Origin of the sequence: Lentzea sp. NBC_00516 (assembly GCF_036346835.1) — a bacterium.
GTDB lineage: Bacteria > Actinomycetota > Actinomycetes > Mycobacteriales > Pseudonocardiaceae > Lentzea > Lentzea sokolovensis.
Genome location: NZ_CP107840.1, coordinates 3,943,858 through 3,964,125, shown reverse-complemented (window position 1 = coordinate 3,964,125; position 20,268 = coordinate 3,943,858). Strand labels below are relative to the sequence as shown.

The window sequence follows — 20,268 nt, the reverse complement described above, 5'->3', positions numbered from 1 at the left end:
ACGCGCCTCGGACCACGGTCCGATTCCCGGGATCGGAGCACGGTCCGATCCGCGGAAGGGCCTCAGGGAGCCAGCCTTTTCCGCATGATCGAGGTGCGGAACCTGACGAAGAGATACGGCGACACCACGGCGGTCGAGGACCTGTCGTTCACCGTCCATCCTGGACTGGTGACGGGCTTCCTCGGCCCGAACGGGGCCGGCAAGTCCACGACGATGCGGATGATCCTCGGTCTGGACCGGCCCACGGGCGGCAAGGCCCTGATCGCCGGCAAGCGGTACCAGGACCTCGACGAGCCGCTGCGGCACGTGGGCGCGTTGCTCGATCCCGCCGCCGTGCACCACGGCCGCAGGGCGCTCGACCACCTGCGCTGGATCGCCGCGAGCAACGGCATCAGCCAGAAGCGTGCGGTCGAACTGCTGGAGCAGGTCGGCCTGGGAGGCGTGCGGCACAAGCGGATCAGGGCGTTGTCGCTCGGCATGAAGCAACGGCTCGGCGTCGCGGCGTCGTTGCTCGGCGACCCCGGCGTGCTGATGTTCGACGAACCGGTCAACGGCCTCGACCCGGAGGGCGTGCGGTGGATCCGCGACCTGATGCGCGGGCTGGCGAAGGAGGGCCGCACGGTCTTCGTCTCCAGCCACCTGATGAGCGAGATGGCGCTGACCGCCGACCACGTCGTGATCGTCGCAAGAGGACAGCTGGTCAAGGAGACGCCCATGGAGGCGTTGACCCGCAACGGTTCGCTGGAGGACGCCTACCTCGAACTCACCTCCGGGAGGGGACTGTGAAGAACGCGCTCGCCGCGGAGTGGCTCAAGCTCCGGACCGTCCGCTCGTCGTACGGGCTGATCATCACCGTCGGCCTGATGGTGGTCGCGGGCGCGCTGCTGTCGTGGCTGATCGTCCAGGACTACGACACCTCGTCGCCCGCGGAACAGGCGACGTTCGCCTCCGCCGACAGCAGCGTGGTGATCACCCCGGTCGTCCAGTTCCTCGTCGCCGCGCTCGGCGCCCTGGTCGCGACCTCCGACCCGAGGCTGACCGCGCTGACCGCCGTGCCGGACCGGAAACGTTTGCTGGCGGCCAAAAGCGTGCTCGTCGCCACCGCGTCCGTGGTGATCGGTGCCATCGCGCTCGTGCTGAGCGTCGGGTCGAGCTGGCTGTTCATGGGGGACCGGCCGCCGCCTATCGCACCGTGGGACGGCATCGGCGACGTGCTGCCGTGGGCGGGCGCGGCCGTGCTGTCGATCCTGGTGACAGGTCTGACAGGCCTCGGCATCGGTCTCGTGGTGAGGTCGACGGCCGTCACGATCGTGGTGGTGGGTGTGCTGCTGTGGGGTCTGCCCGCCATCACGCCGATGCTGCCGGAGCCCTGGAACATGGACGCGTCCGCGGTGATGGTGCCGTACCTGGTGTGGGAGGTCGCCGGGGTCGTGAACGACGCGCCCCTAGGTCCATTGGCCGCCGCCGCAGTTTTGGTCATTTACGTACTGGTGACGCTGGGTGCCGGGACGGTGACTCTTCTGCGACGAGACGCTTGACTCGCTCTTGGGGCGGCCCTAAGGTCATCTATACCTTTAATCGGTAAGGAAACTTACCTAACTAATCCGCCGCCGACATCCGAGAGGAGACGCTGTATGTCCTGGCAGAAGTCTGTGGTGGCGTTCGCCGCGGCAGTCGTGCTCCCGCTGACCGGTGCGATGGCGGGAAGTTCCGTCGCCGCCGCTCCCGAGGGCACCTTCGCCGCTGCCGCGCTGCCGCCGGGTTCGCCCGCGGCGGTCAACGGTCAGCTCAAGGTGTGCGGCGTGAAGCTGTGCAACAAGAACGGCAAGCAGATCCAGTTGCGCGGCATGAGCACGCACGGCATCCAGTGGTACTCCCAGTGCGTCAAGACCGCGTCCCTGGACGCGCTCGCCAACGACTGGAAGGCGGACGTCCTCCGCATCTCGATGTACATCCAGGAAGGTGGCTACGAGACCAACCCTCGCAAGTTCACCGACCTGGTGCACGGCTACATCGAGGAGGCCACCAAGCGCGGCCTGTACGCGCTCGTCGACTGGCACCAGCTCTCACCGGGTGACCCGAACGCCAACACCGCGCGCGCCAAGACCTTCTTCAAGGAGATCGCGCAGCGGCACAAGGACAAGACGAACATCATCTACGACATCGCCAACGAGCCGAACGGCGTGACGTGGGCGAAGGTCAAGTCCTACGCGGAGGCCGTCATCCCGACGATCCGCGCGGAGGACCCGGACAGCCTCGTGCTCGTCGGCACGCACGGCTGGTCGACGTTCGGCCTGTCCGACGGCAAGAACATCAACGAGGTCAGCCAGAACAAGGTCAACGCCTCGAACCTGATGTACACGTTCCACTTCTACGCGAAGGACCACAGGGACAGCTACCTCAACGCCCTGAAGACGGTCTCGAGCCAGGTGCCGGTCTTCGTCACCGAGTTCGGTTCGCAGGAGGCCTCCGGTGACGGTCCCAACGACTTCACCATGGCGAACAAGTTCATCACGTTCATGAAGGACGCGAAGATCTCCTGGACCAACTGGAACTTCTCCGACGACAACCGGACCGGCGCGGTGTTCAAGAGCGGCACGTGCTCCGGTAGCGGCTTCAGCGGTGAGGGTCCCCTGAAGGACGCCGGCAAGTGGGTGCGCAACCACATCCGCACCGCCGACGACTTCTGATCTTCCCGAACGACCGACCCCGGCGGGTCACGTGAGCGGCGGTCCTGCGGGGCCGCCGTTTACCGTTGTCGGCATGGCTCAACTCGCGCTCGGTCTCGCCTCCCTCGGTCGTCCCGCCTACATCAACCTCGGCCGTGAGGACGCACTGCCCGCCGTGCGCGACGTCGAGTCCATGCGCGCGCAGTGCCATCTCGTGCTCGACACGGCCTACGAACTGGGCATCCGATGGGTCGACGCGGCCCGTTCATATGGACTGTCCGAGGACTTCCTGTCGTCGTGGCTGCCCGGCCATGACGACGTGACGGTCTCCAGCAAGTGGGGCTACGCCTACACCGCGGACTGGCGGTCCGACGCCGAGGTGCACGAGGTCAAGGAGCACTCGCTCGCCCGTTTCACCCGGCAGTGGCAGGAAACCACGGCCCTGCTGCCGCGCGTCGACCTCTACCAGGTGCACTCGCTGACGGCCGACAGCCCGTTGTTCGACGACCGCGCGCTGCAGGACGCGATGGCCGGGATCGGGGCGCCGCTGGGCTTCTCGACGTCCGGGCCGCGGCAGGCCGACGCCATCCGCAAGGCCCTGGAGCTCGGCATCTTCCGGTCCGTCCAGTCGACCTGGAACGTGCTGGAGACCTCGGCGGGGGAGGCTCTGCGGGAGGCGCACGACGCCGGTTTGCGCGTGATCATCAAGGAGGGCGTGGCCAACGGAAGGCTCGTCGTCGACCCTCCGCAAGCGGTTGCGGCCCAGGCGAAAGAGCTCGGCGTCGGGCCGGACGCGGTCGCGCTGGCGGCGATCGCGCGGCAGCCGTGGGTGGACGTCGTGCTGTCCGGTGCGGCGAGCCCGGAGCAGCTGCGGTCCAATGTGGACGCGCTGCGGATCGCGGTGGACCTGCCGGACCTGGCCGAGCCCGCCGAGCAGTACTGGAAAATCCGTTCTCAGCTCAGCTGGAACTAGTTACGGTGGCGCCGTGAGCGATGCGCCCGTCGAGGCTTTCGAACCCCCTTACTACGCGGTCGTCTTCACCACCGTGCGAACGCAGGAGCAGAGCGGTTACCGCGACACCAACGCGCGCATGGAAGAACTGGTGAAGGACGTCCCCGGATATCTCGGGATGGACCACGCGCAGAACCCCGGCGGGCTCGGCATCACCGTCGCGTACTTCCGCGACGGTGATGCCCTCACGCAGTGGCGCACCAACGCCGAGCATCAGGCGGCGCAGCGGCGCGGCCGGGCCGAGTGGTACGACAGCTACACGATCCACGTGGCGAAGGTGGAGCGCAGCCACACCTTCAAGCGCGCCTAGAGTTTCAACCACTCCCGCCCGATCTCCCGGCCGTCCGGCACGAGCGGCCAGCCCGGATCCTCGATCTTGCCGCGCAGCTCGCCGGCGTTCATCCACCCGCCCCAGGCGACCTCCTCTGGCTGGTGGACGAACGGGCCGTCGCTGCGCGTCTCGTAGACCCACGCGTGATAGCGCGTGAGCTCGTCGACGTAGGTGGTCCGGAAGAGCGGCGTCAGCGGAGCCTCGACGCCGAGCTCCTCGCGCAGCTCGCGGATCGCCGCCTCGTCCGGCGTCTCGCCCGCGTCGATCACGCCGCCCGCCGAGAAGTCGTACAGGCCGGGATAGATGTCCTTGGTGTCCGTGCGGCGGTGCACGTAGATCCGTTCGCCGTCGAGCGAGAACACCACCGTCAGGACGCAGCCGTGCCAAAGGTTCTCCGCGCGCATGCGGGCGCGGGTCACCTCGCCGACCACGTTCGCGGCCTCGTCGTAGAGGTTGATCATCCCCGTGTCCTCCTGTGGTCGTACGCGAGCTTGCTACCCCAGTCCGACGCCCGCTGATCGCCTTCCTTCCTACCTTCGTGAACGTCAGACGTCACCGAGGAGGATTCGTGTCCACTTCCCTGCGGCTCGGCGTTGCCGAGTTCCGCGCCCGGCCGGGCCGCGCACTGCTGCCCGGCGTCGCGCTCGTCGTCGGCGTCGCCTGCCTGCTGGCCGCCCTCGTGCTGAGCGACGCGCTCACCAGGTCGGTCGACGAGGGCGCGCCCCTCACACCGTCGTCGGTGAGCCACGTGGTGGACACCAAACCCGTCGAGTACGACGCGGGCGCCACCGAGGCGAACCGCCCGACGCTCGACGACGCGTTGCTCGCGAAGCTCTCCTCCGTCGGCAGGGCCGTGCCGGTGCAGATCGCCCAGGCAGACCTCCTCGACGGCAACGGCCGGGCGGGGGAGCACCGCGCCGAGGTGCACGTGCAGCAGCCCGACCTGGTGCGCTGGCCGCTGGCCGAGGGGAAGGCCCCTGCCGCCGACGGCGAGGTCGCCGTCGACAAGATCACCGCTTACGAGCGCGGCCTCAAGCCCGGCGACAGGATCAAGCTCGCCGCCGCGGACGGCAGGCCGGTCGAGGTGACCGTCAGCGGGGTCATGAAGAAGGGCGGGATGGACTCGCGGCCGATCCTGGTCGCGGGACCGGATCTCGCGAAGAAGCTCGACCCGCGACCGTTTACCAAGGAGATCTGGGTGATCGGCGGGGCCAGGGACGCCGTCGCGAGCGCGGCGGGCGCCGCCTACGTCGTGTGGGACCCGGCGCCGGACGCGGACAGCATCGGCAACGAACTGACGTTCCTCCTGCTGCCGTTCAGCGTGCTCGCGCTGGCCACGGCGGTGTTCGTCGCGGCGGCCACGTTCCGGGCGGTCTACGCGCAGCGCCAGCGGCAGACGGCGTTGCTGCGGTGCATCGGAGCCCAGCGCGGGCCGTTGGTGCGCAGGGCCCTGTTCGAGGCGTTCGTGACGGGTGCGCTGGCGGGTGTCGCGGGCGCGTTGCTGGGCGGGCCGATGGCGTGGCTGCTGGCCAGGACGTTCGACGTCACCGGCATCTCCGTGTTGTTCGGTGCGGTGCAGCTCAGCCCGGAACTGCTGCCGTCGCTCGGGTACGTGATCCTCGGAGTCGTCGTCGCCGCGCTGTTGAGCGTGATGGCGGCTGTCCGTCCCGCGATCAACGCCGCGCGCGTCTCGCCGTTGGCCGCTCTGCGTGACGCGGAGAACGAGGTGCCGCCTCGCGCCGTGCGTCGCCTTCGATGGGTGTTCGGCGTGCTGTTCACCGGCGGTGCCGCGCTGCTCGCGATGGCGGCGATCGCCGCCAAGGGCTCGTCCGCCGCCCCGCTGGCCGTCACGTTCTCCGCGATCGCCGCGGTGACCGGCCTGTTCTGGATCCTCGGCCCGGTCACGGTCCCGCTCATCGCTCGGCTGTTCGGCAAGATCGGTGGCACTCAATGGAAGCTCGCCGGCGCCGAGGTGCGCAGGATGCCGCAGCGGTCGGCCTCGGTGGCGCTGCCGTTGCTCCTGGCGAGCTCGATGGTGACCTTCTTCCTGGTCGTGCTGGGCGGGGCGGAGGAGTTGACGTTCCAGTACGCCAACGAGGAACGTCCGGACGCGACCGTGGTGGACGCGGGCGACCGGCCGCTGCCGGAGATCCCCGCGCAGCCGGACGTGGCCGCGAGCGTTGTGCTGCACAAGACGTCGGACAGTGCCGCGAGCGTCGACCCCGAGCAGTTCAAGGCCTGGCTCAAGGCCCAGAACGTGTCCGGCGCCGAGCAGCTCACGGCCGGGACCGCGATCGTGCCACCGCACTGGGAGGGCCGGCCGTTCGTCGAGGCCGGCGGCACGCAGTACAAGGTGGTCGGCACGATCCCCGGCAGCATCACCGGCTACACGCCGATCATCGCCGGTCCCACGTCGGGACCCGCGGAGAAGGTGCTGGTCGCGTTGAAGCCCGGTGTCGACCCGGCCCAGTTCCGGGCGGGACTGCAGGCGGCACTGCCGAACAACCCGACGGTCATCGTGCAGACGGACGCGGACGAACGGGCCGAGGCCGCCCGGTACATGCACCTGGGCACCGTCCTGATGATGGTGCTGCTCGGACTGTCCGTGGCGGTCGCCGTGACCGGCATCGGCACCGCGCTGACCATCTCCGTCCAGGAACGCCGCAAGGAGCTCGCACTCAGGCGCGCCTTGGGCGTCACTCAGGGCGGACTGCAGGGCGGAGTCATCGCTGAAGCGATCATGCTGGCCCTGGTCGGGGTGATCGGTGGAGGCGTGCTCGGGTTCGTCTACGCGGAGGTCGCGTTTCTCTCGATCGGCGTCCCGCTGACGCTGCCCGCTCTCAAGGTGGTGTTGCCGCTGGTCAAAGGCGCGGTGATCGTCGTTCTGCTCGCCGTGGTCGCCGCTTTCGGACCTTCTCGCGGCGCGTCCCGCATTCGTCCTGCCGCCGGACTGGCGTCCGGGTGAATAGGGTGAGGGGAGCTTCAACGCGAAGCTCCCCTCACGCTTGGTGTCGGGGTGAGGTCATAAGGTGTGAGCTATGCGGCGGATCATGGGAACCGAGGTCGAGTACGGCATCTCAGTGCCGGGCGACGCGACCGCGAACCCGGTGCTCACTTCGACACAGGTGGTGCTCGCGTACGCGGCGGCGGCGGACATACCGCGCGCCAGGCGGGCGCGCTGGGACTACGAGGTGGAGTCACCGTTGCGCGACGCGCGGGGGTTCGACCTGGGCTCACCCGGCGGGCACCCCGCCGACTCCGACGTCGAGGACCTGGGCGCGGCGAACGTCATCCTCACCAACGGCGCGCGGCTCTACGTCGACCACGCGCACCCCGAGTACTCGGCGCCCGAGGTCACCAACGCGCGCGACGCGGTGATCTGGGACAAGGCCGGGGAGCGGATCATGGAGGAGGCCGCGATCAAGGCGGCGTCCGTGCCAGGCCAGCCCCGCCTGCAGCTCTACAAGAACAACGTCGACGGCAAGGGCGCGTCGTACGGCACGCACGAGAACTACCTGATGCAGCGCTCGACGCCGTTCACGGCCGTCATCGCGGGCCTCACGCCGTTCTTCGCGTCGCGCCAGGTCATCACCGGGTCCGGCCGCGTGGGCATCGGGCAGTCCGGCGAGGAAGCGGGCTTCCAGCTCTCCCAGCGCTCCGACTACATCGAGGTCGAGGTCGGCCTCGAGACGACGTTGAAGCGCGGGATCATCAACACGCGCGACGAGCCCCACGCGGACGCGGACAAGTACCGCCGCCTGCACGTCATCATCGGCGACGCGAACCTCGCCGAGTACTCCACGTTCCTCAAGGTCGGCACCGCGTCGCTGGTGCTGGACATGATCGAGGCCGGGCAGCGGTTCGACGACCTGCGCATGGTCGACCCGGTGCGCGCGGTGCACCAGATCAGCCACGACCCGACGCTGAAGTTCAAGGTCGAGATGACCGGTGGCCGCAAGTTCACCGGCCTCGACGTGCAGTTCGCCTACCACGAGCGCGCGCTGGCGTTCGTGGACAAGGAGGGCGTCGGCGACCGCGAGGTCCTGCGGATCTGGGGTGAGGTGCTCGAAGCGCTGGCCCGTGACCCGGCGGAGTGCGCGGACCGGCTCGACTGGGTCGCGAAGCTGCGGCTGCTCGAGGGCTACCGGCAGCGCGACGGCCTGGAGTGGGGCGCGGCCAGGCTCAACCTGGTCGACCTGCAGTACTCCGACGTCCGCCTCGACAAGGGCCTCTACAACCGCCTCGTCGCGCGCGGCTCGATGAAGCGCCTCGTGAGCGAGGAGGAGGTCCGCGCGGCCATCACCTCGCCGCCCGAGGACACGCGTGCGTACTTCCGCGGCCGGTGCCTGGAGCGCTACCCGACCTCGGTCGCGGCCGCCTCGTGGGACTCGGTGATCTTTGATCTCGGTCGAGAATCCCTGGTGCGAATTCCGACCCTGGAACCGCTTCGCGGGACGAAAGCGCACGTCGGAGCCCTTCTGGAGGCCTCGGACACCGCCGAGCAACTGGTGGACGCACTGACTCGCGGGTGATCGTCTACCCGAGTGGCTCAGGATTTTTGTCGGTGCCGCTGGGTAGTGTTCTTGTCAGGCGAGTGAGCGGGAGGCCGAGATGTCCCAGGAACAGAAGCAGCGCCAGGGTGGTGGCGACGGCGACGACGGTGGCGACGACGCCGCAGGAGCCGGTCAGGAACGCCGCGAGAAGCTCGGCGAGGACGTGGACGCGATCCTCGACGAGATCGACGACGTGCTTGAGGAGAACGCGGAGGACTTCGTCCGCGCCTACGTGCAGAAGGGCGGTCAGTAGGCCTTCGGGGGCCTGTTGACCACCTCGGGGACGGGAGAACAACCAACACATGGACCACAGCTCGACCGGGCGTTACCCGGCCGCGGCGCTGCCCTCGGCGTACCTCACGCCGGGCTCGTCGTCGTTCACGGACTTCCTGCGGGCCCAGGCACCCGACATGCTGCCCAGTGCCCGGAAGCTCCCGGAGGGGACCGTCCAGGCCCCGCACGGGACGACGATCGTCGCGGCCACCTACAAGGGTGGGGTCGTGATCGCCGGTGACCGGCGCGCGACGATGGGCAACGTCATCGCCCAGCGCGACATGAAGAAGGTCTTCGTCACCGACGACCACTCGGCCGTCGGCATCGCGGGCACGGCGGGCATCGCCATCGAGATCGTGCGCCTGTACACGGTGGAACTGCGCCACTACGAGAAGATCGAGGGCGTGCCGCTGTCGCTCGACGGCAAGGCGAACCGTCTCTCGGCGATGATCAGGGGCAACCTCGACGCGGCCATGGCCGGCCTCGCCGTGGTGCCTCTGTTCGCCGGGTACGACACCTCGGCCACCGACTCGGAGCGTGCGGGCCGCATCGTGTCCTACGACGTCACCGGTGGCCGTTACGAGGAGTCGCAGGGCTACCAGGCCGTCGGCTCGGGCTCGCTGTTCGCGAAGTCGGCGCTCAAGAAGCTCTACGACCCGGACGCGGACGTCGAAGCCGCGATCCGCTCCGTCGTCGAGGCGCTCTACGACGCGGCGGACGACGACTCGGCGACAGGTGGCCCGGACCCGGTCCGCCGCCTCTACCCGATCGTGGTCACCATCAACGGCGCCGACGGTGCCGTCGAGGTGCCGGAACCGCAGGTCGCCACGATCGCGAACGCGGTCGTCGAAGGCCGCCGGTCCCGCCCCTCAGGCTGAGTCCCCCACCGGTTCGACGTCAGGAGCACCACCCATGACGATGCCGCTGTACGCATCGGCGGAGCAGGTGATGCGCGATCGCTCGGAGTACGCCCGCAAGGGCATCGCCAGGGGTCGCAGCGTCATCGTGCTCAAGTACGCCGACGGCATTCTCTTCGTCGCGGAGAACCCTTCCAGCACGCTGCACAAGGTCTCGGAGATCTACGACCGCATCGGCTTCGCCGCCGTCGGCCGCTACAGCGAGTTCGAGAACCTCCGCCAGGCCGGCATCCGGTTCGCCGACGTGCGCGGGTACCAGAACGACCCGCGCGACGTGACGTCCCGGTCTCTCGCGAACGTCTACGCCACCACGCTCGGCACCTACTTCACCGAGCAGATCAAGCCGTTCGAGGTGGAGATCGCCGTGGCCGAGGTCGGCGACACCGCCGCGTCGGACACGCTGTACCGCCTGACGTACGACGGGTCCATCGTGGACGAGCCCCAGTTCATCGTGATGGGTGGCACCGTCGACGCCGCCAACACGGCGCTGAAGGAGGCCTTCGCGGACGGTCTCACGCTGGCCGAGGCCGTTCCGGTCGCGGTGAAGGCGTTGTCCGCCGGGTCATCGTCCACCGCGAACAACGCCTCCGAGCTCCTTCCGGCCGCCAAGCTGGAGGTCGCGGTGCTGGAGAGGGCTCGGCCCCGCAGGGCGTTCCGGCGGATCGCCGGTGCCGCGCTGGACGGACTGATGCCCGCGCCCACCAAGGACGGCAAGTCCGTCGAGGACGTCGAGCTGCCGTCGGACGACGAGTCCAAGTAGGTCTGCTTGCCGCGAAGGCCCCCGGTTCGCCGGGGGCCTTCTGCTGTGTGGATGTCAGGTCGCGCAGGCCATCAGCAGGTCGGCCAGCTCGTTCGGCTTGCTCAGCGACGCGCAGTGGCCCGCCGCCAGTTCCACCGGCTCGACGCCCAGCCGGTCCGCCACCACCTCGCGCATGAAGTCCGGGGTGAAGAAGCGGTCCTCCGTGCACAGGACGAAGTGCGTCGGCACGTTCGGCATCGCGTCCAACGGCCACGGCTTGGCCATCGAGTTCTTGGACATGCCGCGTTCCCGCTTCTGCGCCTCCGCGACCAGGTCGGCGGGGACGTCGTGGAAGAACTGGTCGTCCAGGCCCGAGCTGGTGTAGCCGGTGTTGGCCCACCAGTCACCAGGAGTCTCGCCTGGACTCGGCACCATCGCCGTCACCAGGACCAGGGCCCTGGCGTTGACGCGGGCGGCGACCAGGGGAGCGACGAAGCCGCCGAACGAGTGGCCCACCGCCACCACGTCCGAAGTGGACGGGAGGGCGTCGACGATCGTCGACGCCCAGTCCGTCAGGTCCTTCGACTCGTCCTCGATGGGGAGGTCCGGTGCGACGACGGTGTGGCCCTTGGCCCGCAAGGCTTCTGCGACCAGGTGCCACGACCAGCCGACGTCGCCCCCTCCGTGCGCTATCGCGAAGGTCGTCATGGCCGCAGCCTATTCGCGGCGCTCGATCGGCAGGCGGGAACGGGTGAAGAGGGCCGCGCCCAGCATCGCCACGGCCGGGACCACCAGCAGTGAGATCGCGATGGTGGGCCAGGGGACGGTGAGCGGGTTCGGTTCCGGTTGGGGCCAGAAGCCGGAGTAGCCGACGTTGAGAGCAGCCAGCAGAGCCAAGGCAGAGCCCGCGCCCGCCGCCGTGCCCAGGAAGCCGCCGATTCCGGCGATCACGCCCGCCTGGCTCAGGGAAAGGAGTTTGCGCAACGTCGGTGTCGCGCCGACCGCGGCCAGCGTCGTGAGGTCACGACGGCCGTCGGCTGCCGCCAGGCCCGTGGCGAGGGCGGCGGCCGCGAGGGTGATGATGCCCGCCACCAGGCCGAGGACGGTCAGGGCCTGCTGCACGTCGGACTCCGTCGGGCGGTCGACGTTCACCTCGTACTCGCCGCCCAGTGCCGCGGTCAGGGCTTCCTGTTCCGCCTCGGTGGGCATGCGGGTCGTGGTGGCGTACATGGTGAACGTCGTGACGTCGTAGCCCAGTGATCGGGCGGTCTCCTCGGTCATCACGGCCAGCGGCGCCGGATGTCGTCGGGGCGCGGCGAAACCTGGGGCCGGGGTGGTCGTGGCCTGGGTGCCGGTGGCCAGGAGGACCTGGTCGCCGGACACGAGATCCGGGTCGTTGACGACGATCCTGCCTGCGCGCAGGGCTGCCTGGGCCGCCGCCACGTCGTCGGAACTCAGGTGCAGCAAGGACTGGACGGCCTCCGGAGTCGCCACCACCAGGAAGCCGTTCGGGGTGGTGTAGGTGCCGAAGTAGCGGTGGGTGCGGCCCGCGCCGGCACAGCGGTCGTCGGCCAGTGCGGATCGCTGTTCTGGCTCGGTGGGATCGCGGTGCAGGACGTCGAGGGTGTACGGGCATTCGCGGTCCGCCGGCGGGCGGACGTGGGCGAAGCAGGGGCCGCCGTCGCACGAGAGGAGTTTGAGCTCGTGGGTCTCGGCCACCGGCATGGTGTTGCGGAGGGCGCCGGCCACCGAGGGCGGGATGGGGGCGGTGCTGGACTTGGTGAGGTCGTCCAGGCGGTAGACGGTGACGTCGCCCATGCTGCCCGCGAGCTGGCCCGCCTCCTGCTGGGACTGCGAGGTGAGCAGGACGCTCACGGCCACCGCGCCGATCACCGCGGCCATCACGGCCGAGATCGCGGGGGCCGCGGCGGTGCGGTTGCGGGAGGCGTCGCGCAGGGCGATGCGCAGTGCCACCGGCAGCCACCGGCCTGCGCGTGCCAGCAGGCCCAGCAGCGACGGGGTGCAGAGGACCAGGCCCACCTCGGTGAGGACCAGGGCCGCCAGGATGCCGACGAACTGCATCCGGATCGCGCTGAGGACACCCACGGCGACACCGGCGGCGACGAGCGTCAGGCCCAGCACCACCCAGCGGCGGCGCGAGCGGGTGATGCCCCGCCTGCCCGCCAACGCCGTGACCACGTCCTGGCGGGACGAGATCCACGCGGGAACGAGCGCCGCGAGGACACCGGTGACGATCGCCAGCAGGGCCAGAGCGGCCAGAGCGGACGGGTAGAAGCGCTGGGCGGCGAACCGTTCGGCCAGCAGCCACTCGATCAGTGGACGGCCGGCCACCGCCGCCAGGACACCCAGGATCACGCCGCTCACCGCCGCCACCGTGCCCATGACGACGCCGTCCGCCAGGACGATGCGGCGGACGTGCGCGGGAGAGCCACCGACCGCGGCCACCAGCGCGAGGTCGCGTTTGCGGCGGCGGGCGCCGACGGCCAGCGCGGAACCCGCCAGCAACGACATCTCCAGCACGGCCAGGCCCGCCACCAGGACGAGGACGTCCGCGGTGATCTCGTGCGAGCCCGGGAGTTCCGGGTAGCGCTCGGACGCGGGCGGCAGGTCGTTCAGCACGGTGCGGGACAGCGCCGCGATGCCGACCTTGTTGAGCTCCTTGACCTTCGACCACGACAGCGGCGTGGTCACCAGCCAGGAGCGGTCGGTCCGCTCGAACGTGCCGGGCAGCGCCACCAGAGTCGTGTTGTCGAGGCGGTCCGGTTCCTCGACGACGCCCACCACGGTGAACGTGCGGCCGTCCTCGGTCGTGAGGGTGCCGCCGAGCGCGGCGCCGGTGCGGTCCATCGCCTTGCGGGACAACGTGATCTCGGTGGCGTTCGCGGCCGCCCTGCCCTCCAGCACCGTGATCATGCCGTGGGTGACCGGGTTGGTCAGGTCGAGCATGCGGACACCGGCCCGGCCGACACCGGCCGTCGTGTGGATGCCGGCGCCACCGCGGTCGACGGGAACGAGTTCGGTGCCGGGGAGCAGGGCCTTCAGGCGTTCCTCCGACGGGTCCTGGCCCTCGGCGTTCGTGGTCGGGATCGCGAAGTCCCTGGTCGGTTCCTGGATGACTGGACCTCGGTAGGGCCAGCTGACCAGGGCCTGCGCGGCGCCCATGCGGCGGTCGGCGTCCTCGTCCGGGGTGAGGCTGGTCGAGTCGTGGACGATCGCGGTGAACGACAGCGCGGCGACCGGGACCGCGATCAGGGCGATGACGAGAGCCGAGCGGCCAGCGGACCTGCGGGCCTCCCGCCAGGCGATGCGCAGTGCCGCGCGCCACCCGTTCACGGCGTGCTCAGCAGTTCTTCTGGCTGGTCGCGGGACGAGACGTCGACCACGACGCCGTCACGCAGGAAGACCACGCGGTCGGCCCAGGCGGCGTGCCGGGCGTCGTGCGTGACGAGGACGGCGGCGGCTCCGGCGTCCACTTTGGAGCGCAGCAGCCGGAGCACGGTCTCGCCGGTGCGGGAGTCGAGGGCGCCGGTCGGTTCGTCGGCGAGCACCAGGCGGCGTTCGCCGATCAGGGCGCGGGCGATGGCGACGCGTTGCTGCTGGCCGCCGGACATCTCGTCGGGGAACCGGTCGGCGTACCCGTCGAGGTCCACCTCGGACAGTGCCTGCTCGGCCTGCTGCCGCGACTTGCGGACGCCGTCGAGGTCGAGGGGGAGCACGACGTTCTCGGCGGCGGTGAGGCTCGCGATGAGGTTGAGGTCCTGGAAGACGTAGCCGATCCGCTTGCGGCGCCAGGCGGCGAGCTGCTTGCGGGACAACGACCGCAGGCTCGTGCCGTCGACCAGCACCTGTCCGCTGGTCGGGCTGTCGAGGCCGCCGCAGAGGTTCAGCAGCGTCGACTTGCCGGAGCCGGACGGGCCCATCACGGCGACGAGCTCACCCGGTTCGACGGTGAGGGACATGCCGTTGAGGGCGTTGACCGCCGTCTCGCCGGTGCCGTGGACGCGATGCACGTCGCGCAGTTCGAGGACGGTCATCTCGGCACCTCGACGTCGGTCGCCGCGGGGACGGCCTTGGGCTCGTAGCGCAGCAGGCTCGACTCGCAGTGGTCGAGCCAGCGCAGTTCGGCCTCGCCCTGGAAGATCATCGCGTCGAGCACGAGCAGCCACGGCAGGTCGCCTGGCTGGGTCTTGAGCCTCGTGTACTCCTGCAACGTGCGCATCGTGGCCGTGCGCTGGGTCATCACGACCTTGGCGACGTCGACGCCCGGCGTGGTGATGGCGAGGGCGAGCTTGATCGCCACCTCGTCGCGCGGCCGGTCGCCGCGCTGGACGGGAGTCGCGAACCACTTCTTCAGCTCGTCACGGCCCTGCGCGGTGATCTCGTAGGGCCGCTGGCCCTCGTTCTCGGGCAGCGCGGCGACCAGATCGTCGCGCTCCAGGCGCGACAACGTCGTGTAGACCTGCCCGATGTTCAACGGCCACGTGCCGCCGGTGGCCGAGTCGAACGCCACCCGCAGCTGGTAGCCGTACATGGGCCCGCGCTGCAACAACGCGAGCAGACCGTGTTTGACCGACATACCTACTGAGTATGCATACCGAGTATGTTCCTGGCAAACGGTGACGCGGAAACAGGAGTGCGAGCGGTCCCCGCATCAGGAACCCTGGACCGTGCCGGAGACGTCCGGCGGGAAGTGGACTGGGGGACGAGTGGTGGACGCCGCACCGGGGCGAACAGGAGAAGCGCGCCGGCTTGGGGCATCGGGCAGGTCCAGGGGCAGGCCGGTGAAGATCAGGAGCTACGAACCGGCGGACGAGGCTTCCTGGCTGAGGTGCCGGGTGCTCGGATTCCTCGCGACGAACTACTTCGACGACGTCTGGCAGGCCAGGCGCCGCACCGACCTGGAACTCGTCGCGCTCGACGGCGGCGTGGTGGCCGGAATCCTGGACGTGTCGATGCCCGGCGCGGAGGCGACCATCGACACCGTGGTCGTGCACCCCGACCATCAGGGCGAGGGGATCGCGACGGCACTGCTCGCGGAGGCCGTGCCGCGACTGGAACGGTGCGGGGCGCGGACGCTCGACGCCTGGACCCGTGAGGACGGACCCGCGCTGAACTGGTACGCGCGCAACGGTTTCACGGAGTCGGAGCACTACCTGCACGTGCACGCGTCCGCCGACGAACTGGCCACGGTGCTCACCGCGAAGCACGGCCTGGTGCCGGCCGGGGCGTTCCTGCACGCCCGGATCGAGCGGGAAGCCGAGATGCGCCAACGGTTCGAGCGCGTCTACGTGTGCCGCAGGATGGTGCGCGAACTCAGACCGTGATGCCGGTCAGCCGCGGGATCGTCGCGGTGCGCCCGGCGAGCAGCATCACGAGCGCCTCGATCGGCCCGCTGATCTCCGCACCCTCGCCGACGGCCCAGCCGGCGTCGGTGGCGACGAGCCGATGCCCGGCCAGCCTGCGGCGCGCGTGGAACGGGAACCCGATCCGCCACAGGTCGTTCGCCGCGACCACGGCGGCGTCGAGGGGCATGTGGCGTTCGATTCCGAGTGGCAGTGCGATGTCCTGGGTGTGGACCATGGTGTCCATCAGCGCGTTCTTGAGCGTCTGGCCGGGCGCGAGCCGGTGGAACCCGACGGCGCCGCGCAGGTCCGCGACGAGTTCGGCGGCCGGTCTGCGCGCCTCGTCGCGGGCGGTCTGGTCGACCATGCGGTCGAAGCTCCCGCGAGCCCGGACGAACGCCTTGAACGCCGTGCCGACCCGGATCCGGTGCGCGAGCGACAGGTGGGCGGCGACCTCGCGCACCGTCCAGCCCGCGCACAGCGACGGGTAGGTCCACTCGACGTCGGTGAGGCCCGCGAGCAGGTCCGCGGTCGCCGCGCGTTCGGAGTCGATCGTCTGCCAGATCTGCGTCTCGTCCATCGGCCTCTCCTCTTGATTTAGTTCGAGAGACTGACTACTTTAATCAGAGTCTCTGACCAAAAGCAACGGGAGTTCGCGTGAACATCGGGCTGCTGCTCTTCATCCCGAACCGCGACGTGGAGAACCGCGTCCTGGCGGCGGTCAACGCGGCGGGCTTCGACGTGACGCAGGCGCAGGCGCGGGTGCTCATGCGGATCGACCAGGAGGGAACGCGGCTGACCGTGCTCGCGGAGGCGGCCCAGGTGACCAAGCAGACCGCCGGTTTCCTCGTGGACCAGCTGGAGAAGGCCGGGTACGTGGAACGCGTGCCCGACCCGGCGGACGGCAGGGCGCGGCTGGTGAAGGTCACCGCGAAGGCACTGGGCGCGGTGCCCGTCGCGAACGAGGAACTGGCCAGGATCGAGGCGGAATGGGAACGACACCTGGGCAAGCGGCGCATGGGGCAACTCCGTGAGGCGCTGGAGATGCTCGGCGAGATCACCGACCCGTACCGCTGACCCGCGTGGTGCCGGTGGCGTTCCAGCCGGTCGCGCCGACGGTCTACCGAGTGGTGTCGGCAGTGCCCGAACCCGGTCGGCGCCGACCTGGGACAGCTGCTCGTGGGCCTCGCCCAGGAGGGACGGATGGCGGTCGCGGACCTGCCGCCCGTGCGCGAGGCGATCATCGACGCCTATCTCGACGGACTGCGGCTCGAACACCGTGCGGTATCACGGGAGGAGGTCGTACTGGGGTGCGACGGGACGCTGGCGGTGCGCAGCGCGTTCCACTCGGAACCCGGACTGGCCGAATACCTCGTGGAACGCGCCACGGCCCTCTAGGAGGCCAGCAGCTCCGACACCCGCGAACGGACCTCGGGGGAGTCGAGGCCGCGGACCATCACGGTGGTGCGGCGGCGCAGCACGTCGTCCACTTCGGACGCCCACTCGGCGCGGCGGGCGTGCTCGACCTGCGCCCAGATGTCCGGGCCGTCCGGGTGGACGCGCTCCAGCAGCGCCGGGTTCTCCAGGCCGAGCGCGACGACCTCGTGCGACGTCGTGCCGTAGTGGGTGGCGAGGTGGCGGACCACGTCGTCGGGCAGCGCGTCGAACGCGTGGCCCAGCACGGAACCCACGGTGTCGGGCGACGCCGAGCCGGGGAGCGCGACGCCGTCCAGGGGGCCGTCGAAGGTGCGGCCGAGTTCGGAGTTCACGCGGGCCAGGACGGTCGCGCCGATCTTGCGGAACGTCGTCCACTTGCCGCCGGCCACGCTGATCATGCCGCCGGACCCCGCGGTGATCACCGTTTCGCGCTTGGCGTGCGAGGTGTCGCCGGGGCCGCCGGGCAGCACCCTCAGACCCGCGAACGTGTATGCGATCCGTGAACGGTCCAGACCGGACACCGCGACGCCCGCCTCGTCCAGGATCTGGTCGATGTCGGCGTCGGTGCACGCGACCGCGGCCGGGTCGCCCTCGTAGGCCTCGTCGGTGGTGCCGAGCAGGAGGTGGCCCTCCCACGGGATCGCGAACGACACGCGCACGTCGTCGACCGGGATCGTCAGCGCGGCCTTCCACTCCGAGGTCGTCTTCAGCACCAGGTGCGAGCCCTTGGAGAGGCGGATCGACGGGTCGGCGGCGGCATCCTCCATGCGCCGCAGCACGTCGAGCCACGGACCGGTCGCGTTCACGACGACCTTCGCGTCCACACCGAACTCGCCGAGCGAGTCGCGCAGGTCGACCCCGGTGACCTTCGCACCGGTCTTGCGCAGGCCCACGACCGAGATGTGGTTGAGCAGCACGGCACCGGCCTCGGCGGCGGCGCGGGCGGCGGTGATCGCCACGCGGCTGTCGTTCATTTGGTGGTCGTAGTACATCGCGGCACCGCGCAGACCGTCGGCGCGCAGGTCAGGCACCCACTCCTGCGCCTTCCGCGCAGACAGGACCTTCCCCATGCCGTCGCCGAAGCCCGACAGCGCGGAGTACAGCGTGACGCCCGCGCCCAGCACGAACCGGCTGTGCGGGCCTCCTTTGTAGACGGGGACGAGGAACGGCAGCGGCCGCACCAGGTGCGGGGCCAGGTGGTCGCCCAGCGCGCGGCGTTCCTTGTGGTTCTCGTGCACCATCGGCACCGCCGACGGGCCCATCGCGAGGTAGCGCAGGCCGCCGTGCACGAGCTTGGACGACGCGGACGACGTGGCGCCCGCGAAGTCGCCGCTCTCCACCAGCGCCACCCGCAGTCCCGAACGCGCCGCGGCCCACGTGGTCGCGATGCCCAGGATGCCGCCGCCGATCACGACGACGTCGAACTTGCCGTGCTGCAGCTCTTCGCGAGCCCTGTCTCGTTGTGAAAGGTCAGTCATCGTCCTCGTCCATCCAACCGACGGTCCGCTCGACCGCCTTCTTCCACTTCCGGTAGCCCTTGTCGCGGGCATCCGGATCCATTGACGGCTCCCACTCGGCCGCCTTGTGCCAGTTGGCTTTCAGCTCGTCGGTGGTGCTCCAGTAGCCCACCGCGAGGCCTGCCGCGTACGCCGCGCCCAGGCACGTCGTCTCGGCCACGATCGGACGCACCACCGGCACGTCCAGCACGTCCGACAGGAACTGCATGAGCAGGTTGTTCGCCGTCATGCCGCCGTCGACGCGCAACGTCGTGAGGTCCGCTGCCGAGCGGGCATTCACAGCGTCGGCGTTCATCGCGTCCACGACCTCACGCGTCTGCCATGCCGATGCCTCCAGCACGGCCCGTGCGAGGTGCCCGCGCGAGATGTAGCCCGTCAGTCCGGCGATCACGCCACGCGCGTCACTGCGCCAGTGCGGTGCGAAGAGTCCGGAGAACGCGGGCACGAAGTACGCACCGCCGTTGTCGTCCACGGTCCGTGCGAGCGTTTCGATCTCCGCCGCCGACGAGATCAGCCCGATCTTGTCGCGGAACCACTGCACCAGCGCGCCCGTCACCGCGACCGCGCCCTCCAGCGCGTACGCAGCCGGCTCGTCGCCGATCTTGTAGCCGACGGTGGTGAGCAGGCCGTTCTGTGACCGCACCGGCTTGCCACCGGTGTTGATCAGCAGGAACGCGCCGGTGCCGTAGGTGCACTTGCCCTCGCCGGGCTCGAAGCAGGTCTGGCCGAACAGCGCGGCCTGCTGGTCGCCCAGCGCCGACGCGACGGGCACGCCCTCGTAGGTGCCGTACACCTCGGAGGAGGACCGGATCTCGGGAAGCATCTCTCGCGGCACGTCCATCGCGTCGACGAGCTCCTGGTCCCAGTCGAGGGTCTCCAGGTTCATCAGCATGGTGCGCGACGCGTTCGTGACGTCGGTGACGTGGCGGCCGGTCAGGTTCCAGATCAGCCAGGTGTCCATGGTGCCGAACACGACCTCGCCGCGTTCGGCCCGTGCGCGCAGGCCGTCGACGTTGTCGAGCAGCCAGCGCAACTTCGGGCCGGAGAAGTAGGTGGCCAGGGGGAGTCCGGAGCGTTCGCGGAACCGGTCCTGGTCGCCGAGCTGTTTGATCAACGCGTCCGTGCGCGTGTCCTGCCAGACGATCGCGTTGTGCACGGGCTCGCCGGTCGCCTTGTCCCACACGACCGTCGTCTCGCGCTGGTTCGTGATGCCGAACGCGGCGATGTCGGCGTACGTCAGTGACGCGTGAGAGAGAGCGTCGCGCACGACGGCCTGCACGTTCGTCCAGATCTCGGTCGCGTCGTGCTCCACGCGGCCCGGCTTCGGGAAGATCTGGCGGTGCTCGCGCTGAGCGACCGACACGATTCCGCCGGACTGGTCGAACACGATGCACCGGGACGACGTGGTGCCCTGGTCGATCGCCGCGATGTAAGCCACGTGCACACTCCTTTGTGCG

The 20,268-nt window shown here is 69.9% G+C and carries 20 protein-coding genes and 1 pseudogene; 13 read left to right on the top strand and 8 right to left on the bottom strand.

Translation table 11 applies throughout. The features are described from left to right. Window positions 1–84 precede the first annotated feature (84 nt). From OG205_RS17440 to OG205_RS17420, 5 genes and pseudogenes are all read left to right on the top strand, one after another. A pseudogene (locus OG205_RS17440) lies at window positions 85–726 on the top strand (ABC transporter ATP-binding protein); the annotation flags it as partial. Between the two features lie 56 nt (window positions 727–782). Further along, window positions 783–1,538, top strand: coding sequence for an ABC transporter permease (locus OG205_RS17435; protein ID WP_330277300.1), 756 nt, complete (start codon window positions 783–785; stop codon window positions 1,536–1,538). A gap of 96 nt (window positions 1,539–1,634) precedes the next feature. After that, window positions 1,635–2,690: a glycoside hydrolase family 5 protein gene (locus OG205_RS17430; RefSeq protein ID WP_330277299.1), complete on the top strand. Its 1,056-nt coding sequence runs from the start codon at window positions 1,635–1,637 to the stop codon at window positions 2,688–2,690. Between the two features lie 73 nt (window positions 2,691–2,763). Next, window positions 2,764–3,642: an aldo/keto reductase gene (locus OG205_RS17425; RefSeq protein ID WP_330277298.1), complete on the top strand. Its 879-nt coding sequence runs from the start codon at window positions 2,764–2,766 to the stop codon at window positions 3,640–3,642. Window positions 3,643–3,655: 13 nt separating this feature from the next. After that, the gene (locus OG205_RS17420) at window positions 3,656–3,991 is read left to right on the top strand and encodes an antibiotic biosynthesis monooxygenase family protein (RefSeq protein ID WP_330277297.1); all 336 of its coding nucleotides are present in this window, start codon (window positions 3,656–3,658) and stop codon (window positions 3,989–3,991) included. On the opposite strand, the gene OG205_RS17415 is transcribed toward OG205_RS17420, so the two are convergent. Next, window positions 3,988–4,473, bottom strand: coding sequence for an NUDIX hydrolase (locus tag OG205_RS17415; protein WP_330277296.1), 486 nt, complete (start codon window positions 4,471–4,473; stop codon window positions 3,988–3,990). The two genes, OG205_RS17420 and OG205_RS17415, sit on opposite strands and share 4 nt — an antisense overlap. A 107-nt stretch (window positions 4,474–4,580) precedes the next feature. Here OG205_RS17415 and OG205_RS17410 point away from each other — a divergent pair, with 107 nt between their 5' ends. The 5 genes from OG205_RS17410 to prcA all read left to right on the top strand — a co-directional run bounded on the left by OG205_RS17410 (window position 4,581) and on the right by prcA (window position 10,515). After that, window positions 4,581–6,977, top strand: a complete 2,397-nt coding sequence (locus tag OG205_RS17410; protein ID WP_330277295.1) for an FtsX-like permease family protein — start codon at window positions 4,581–4,583, stop codon at window positions 6,975–6,977. A 73-nt stretch (window positions 6,978–7,050) separates the two neighbouring features. Continuing rightward, the gene (dop, locus tag OG205_RS17405) at window positions 7,051–8,544 is read left to right on the top strand and encodes a depupylase/deamidase Dop (protein WP_330277294.1); all 1,494 of its coding nucleotides are present in this window, start codon (window positions 7,051–7,053) and stop codon (window positions 8,542–8,544) included. Window positions 8,545–8,623: 79 nt separating this feature from the next. Next, window positions 8,624–8,818, top strand: coding sequence for a ubiquitin-like protein Pup (locus tag OG205_RS17400; protein WP_319973119.1), 195 nt, complete (start codon window positions 8,624–8,626; stop codon window positions 8,816–8,818). 49 nt (window positions 8,819–8,867) lie between these two features. Then, entirely contained in the window at window positions 8,868–9,716 is an 849-nt protein-coding gene (prcB, locus tag OG205_RS17395; RefSeq protein ID WP_330277293.1) for a proteasome subunit beta, read from the top strand. 34 nt (window positions 9,717–9,750) lie between these two features. Further along, window positions 9,751–10,515 (top strand): proteasome subunit alpha, encoded by a 765-nt coding sequence (gene prcA, locus OG205_RS17390; protein WP_330277292.1) that lies wholly within the window; start codon window positions 9,751–9,753, stop codon window positions 10,513–10,515. A 54-nt stretch (window positions 10,516–10,569) separates the two neighbouring features. Here the strand turns inward: prcA and OG205_RS17385 are convergent, their stop codons facing one another. Genes OG205_RS17385 through OG205_RS17370 form a run of 4 tightly spaced genes read right to left on the bottom strand, consistent with a single transcriptional unit; the run spans window position 10,570 to window position 15,091 of the window. Next, on the bottom strand, window positions 10,570–11,202 hold the full coding sequence (locus tag OG205_RS17385) for an alpha/beta fold hydrolase (protein WP_330277291.1): 633 nt from the start codon (window positions 11,200–11,202) through the stop codon (window positions 10,570–10,572). A 9-nt stretch (window positions 11,203–11,211) separates the two neighbouring features. Further along, entirely contained in the window at window positions 11,212–13,848 is a 2,637-nt protein-coding gene (locus OG205_RS17380; protein WP_330277290.1) for an FtsX-like permease family protein, read from the bottom strand. Further along, window positions 13,845–14,549, bottom strand: coding sequence for an ABC transporter ATP-binding protein (locus tag OG205_RS17375; RefSeq protein ID WP_330277289.1), 705 nt, complete (start codon window positions 14,547–14,549; stop codon window positions 13,845–13,847). Before OG205_RS17375 ends, OG205_RS17380 begins: the two co-directional genes overlap by 4 nt. Then, complete coding sequence (locus tag OG205_RS17370) at window positions 14,546–15,091, bottom strand: PadR family transcriptional regulator (protein ID WP_330277288.1); 546 nt, start codon at window positions 15,089–15,091, stop codon at window positions 14,546–14,548. The genes OG205_RS17375 and OG205_RS17370 overlap by 4 nt, the downstream gene beginning before the upstream one ends. 205 nt (window positions 15,092–15,296) lie before the next feature. Here OG205_RS17370 and OG205_RS17365 point away from each other — a divergent pair, with 205 nt between their 5' ends. Then, on the top strand, window positions 15,297–15,839 hold the full coding sequence (locus OG205_RS17365; RefSeq protein ID WP_330277287.1) for a GNAT family N-acetyltransferase: 543 nt from the start codon (window positions 15,297–15,299) through the stop codon (window positions 15,837–15,839). Here OG205_RS17365 and OG205_RS17360 read toward each other — a convergent pair. Then, entirely contained in the window at window positions 15,829–16,437 is a 609-nt protein-coding gene (locus OG205_RS17360) for a maleylpyruvate isomerase family mycothiol-dependent enzyme (protein ID WP_330277286.1), read from the bottom strand. The two genes, OG205_RS17365 and OG205_RS17360, sit on opposite strands and share 11 nt — an antisense overlap. 77 nt (window positions 16,438–16,514) lie before the next feature. On the opposite strand from OG205_RS17360, the gene OG205_RS17355 reads away from it, so the two are divergent. Next, a complete protein-coding gene (locus OG205_RS17355; protein ID WP_330277285.1) occupies window positions 16,515–16,934 on the top strand; it encodes a MarR family winged helix-turn-helix transcriptional regulator in 420 nt (139 codons plus the stop codon). Window positions 16,935–17,060: 126 nt separating this feature from the next. Then, window positions 17,061–17,255, top strand: a complete 195-nt coding sequence (locus tag OG205_RS17350; RefSeq protein WP_330277284.1) for a hypothetical protein — start codon at window positions 17,061–17,063, stop codon at window positions 17,253–17,255. On the opposite strand, the gene OG205_RS17345 is transcribed toward OG205_RS17350, so the two are convergent. Beyond that, entirely contained in the window at window positions 17,252–18,772 is a 1,521-nt protein-coding gene (locus tag OG205_RS17345; RefSeq protein ID WP_330277283.1) for a glycerol-3-phosphate dehydrogenase/oxidase, read from the bottom strand. The two genes, OG205_RS17350 and OG205_RS17345, sit on opposite strands and share 4 nt — an antisense overlap. After that, a complete protein-coding gene (gene glpK / locus OG205_RS17340; RefSeq protein WP_442916788.1) occupies window positions 18,765–20,255 on the bottom strand; it encodes a glycerol kinase GlpK in 1,491 nt (496 codons plus the stop codon). The genes OG205_RS17345 and glpK overlap by 8 nt, the downstream gene beginning before the upstream one ends. Window positions 20,256–20,268 lie beyond the last annotated feature (13 nt).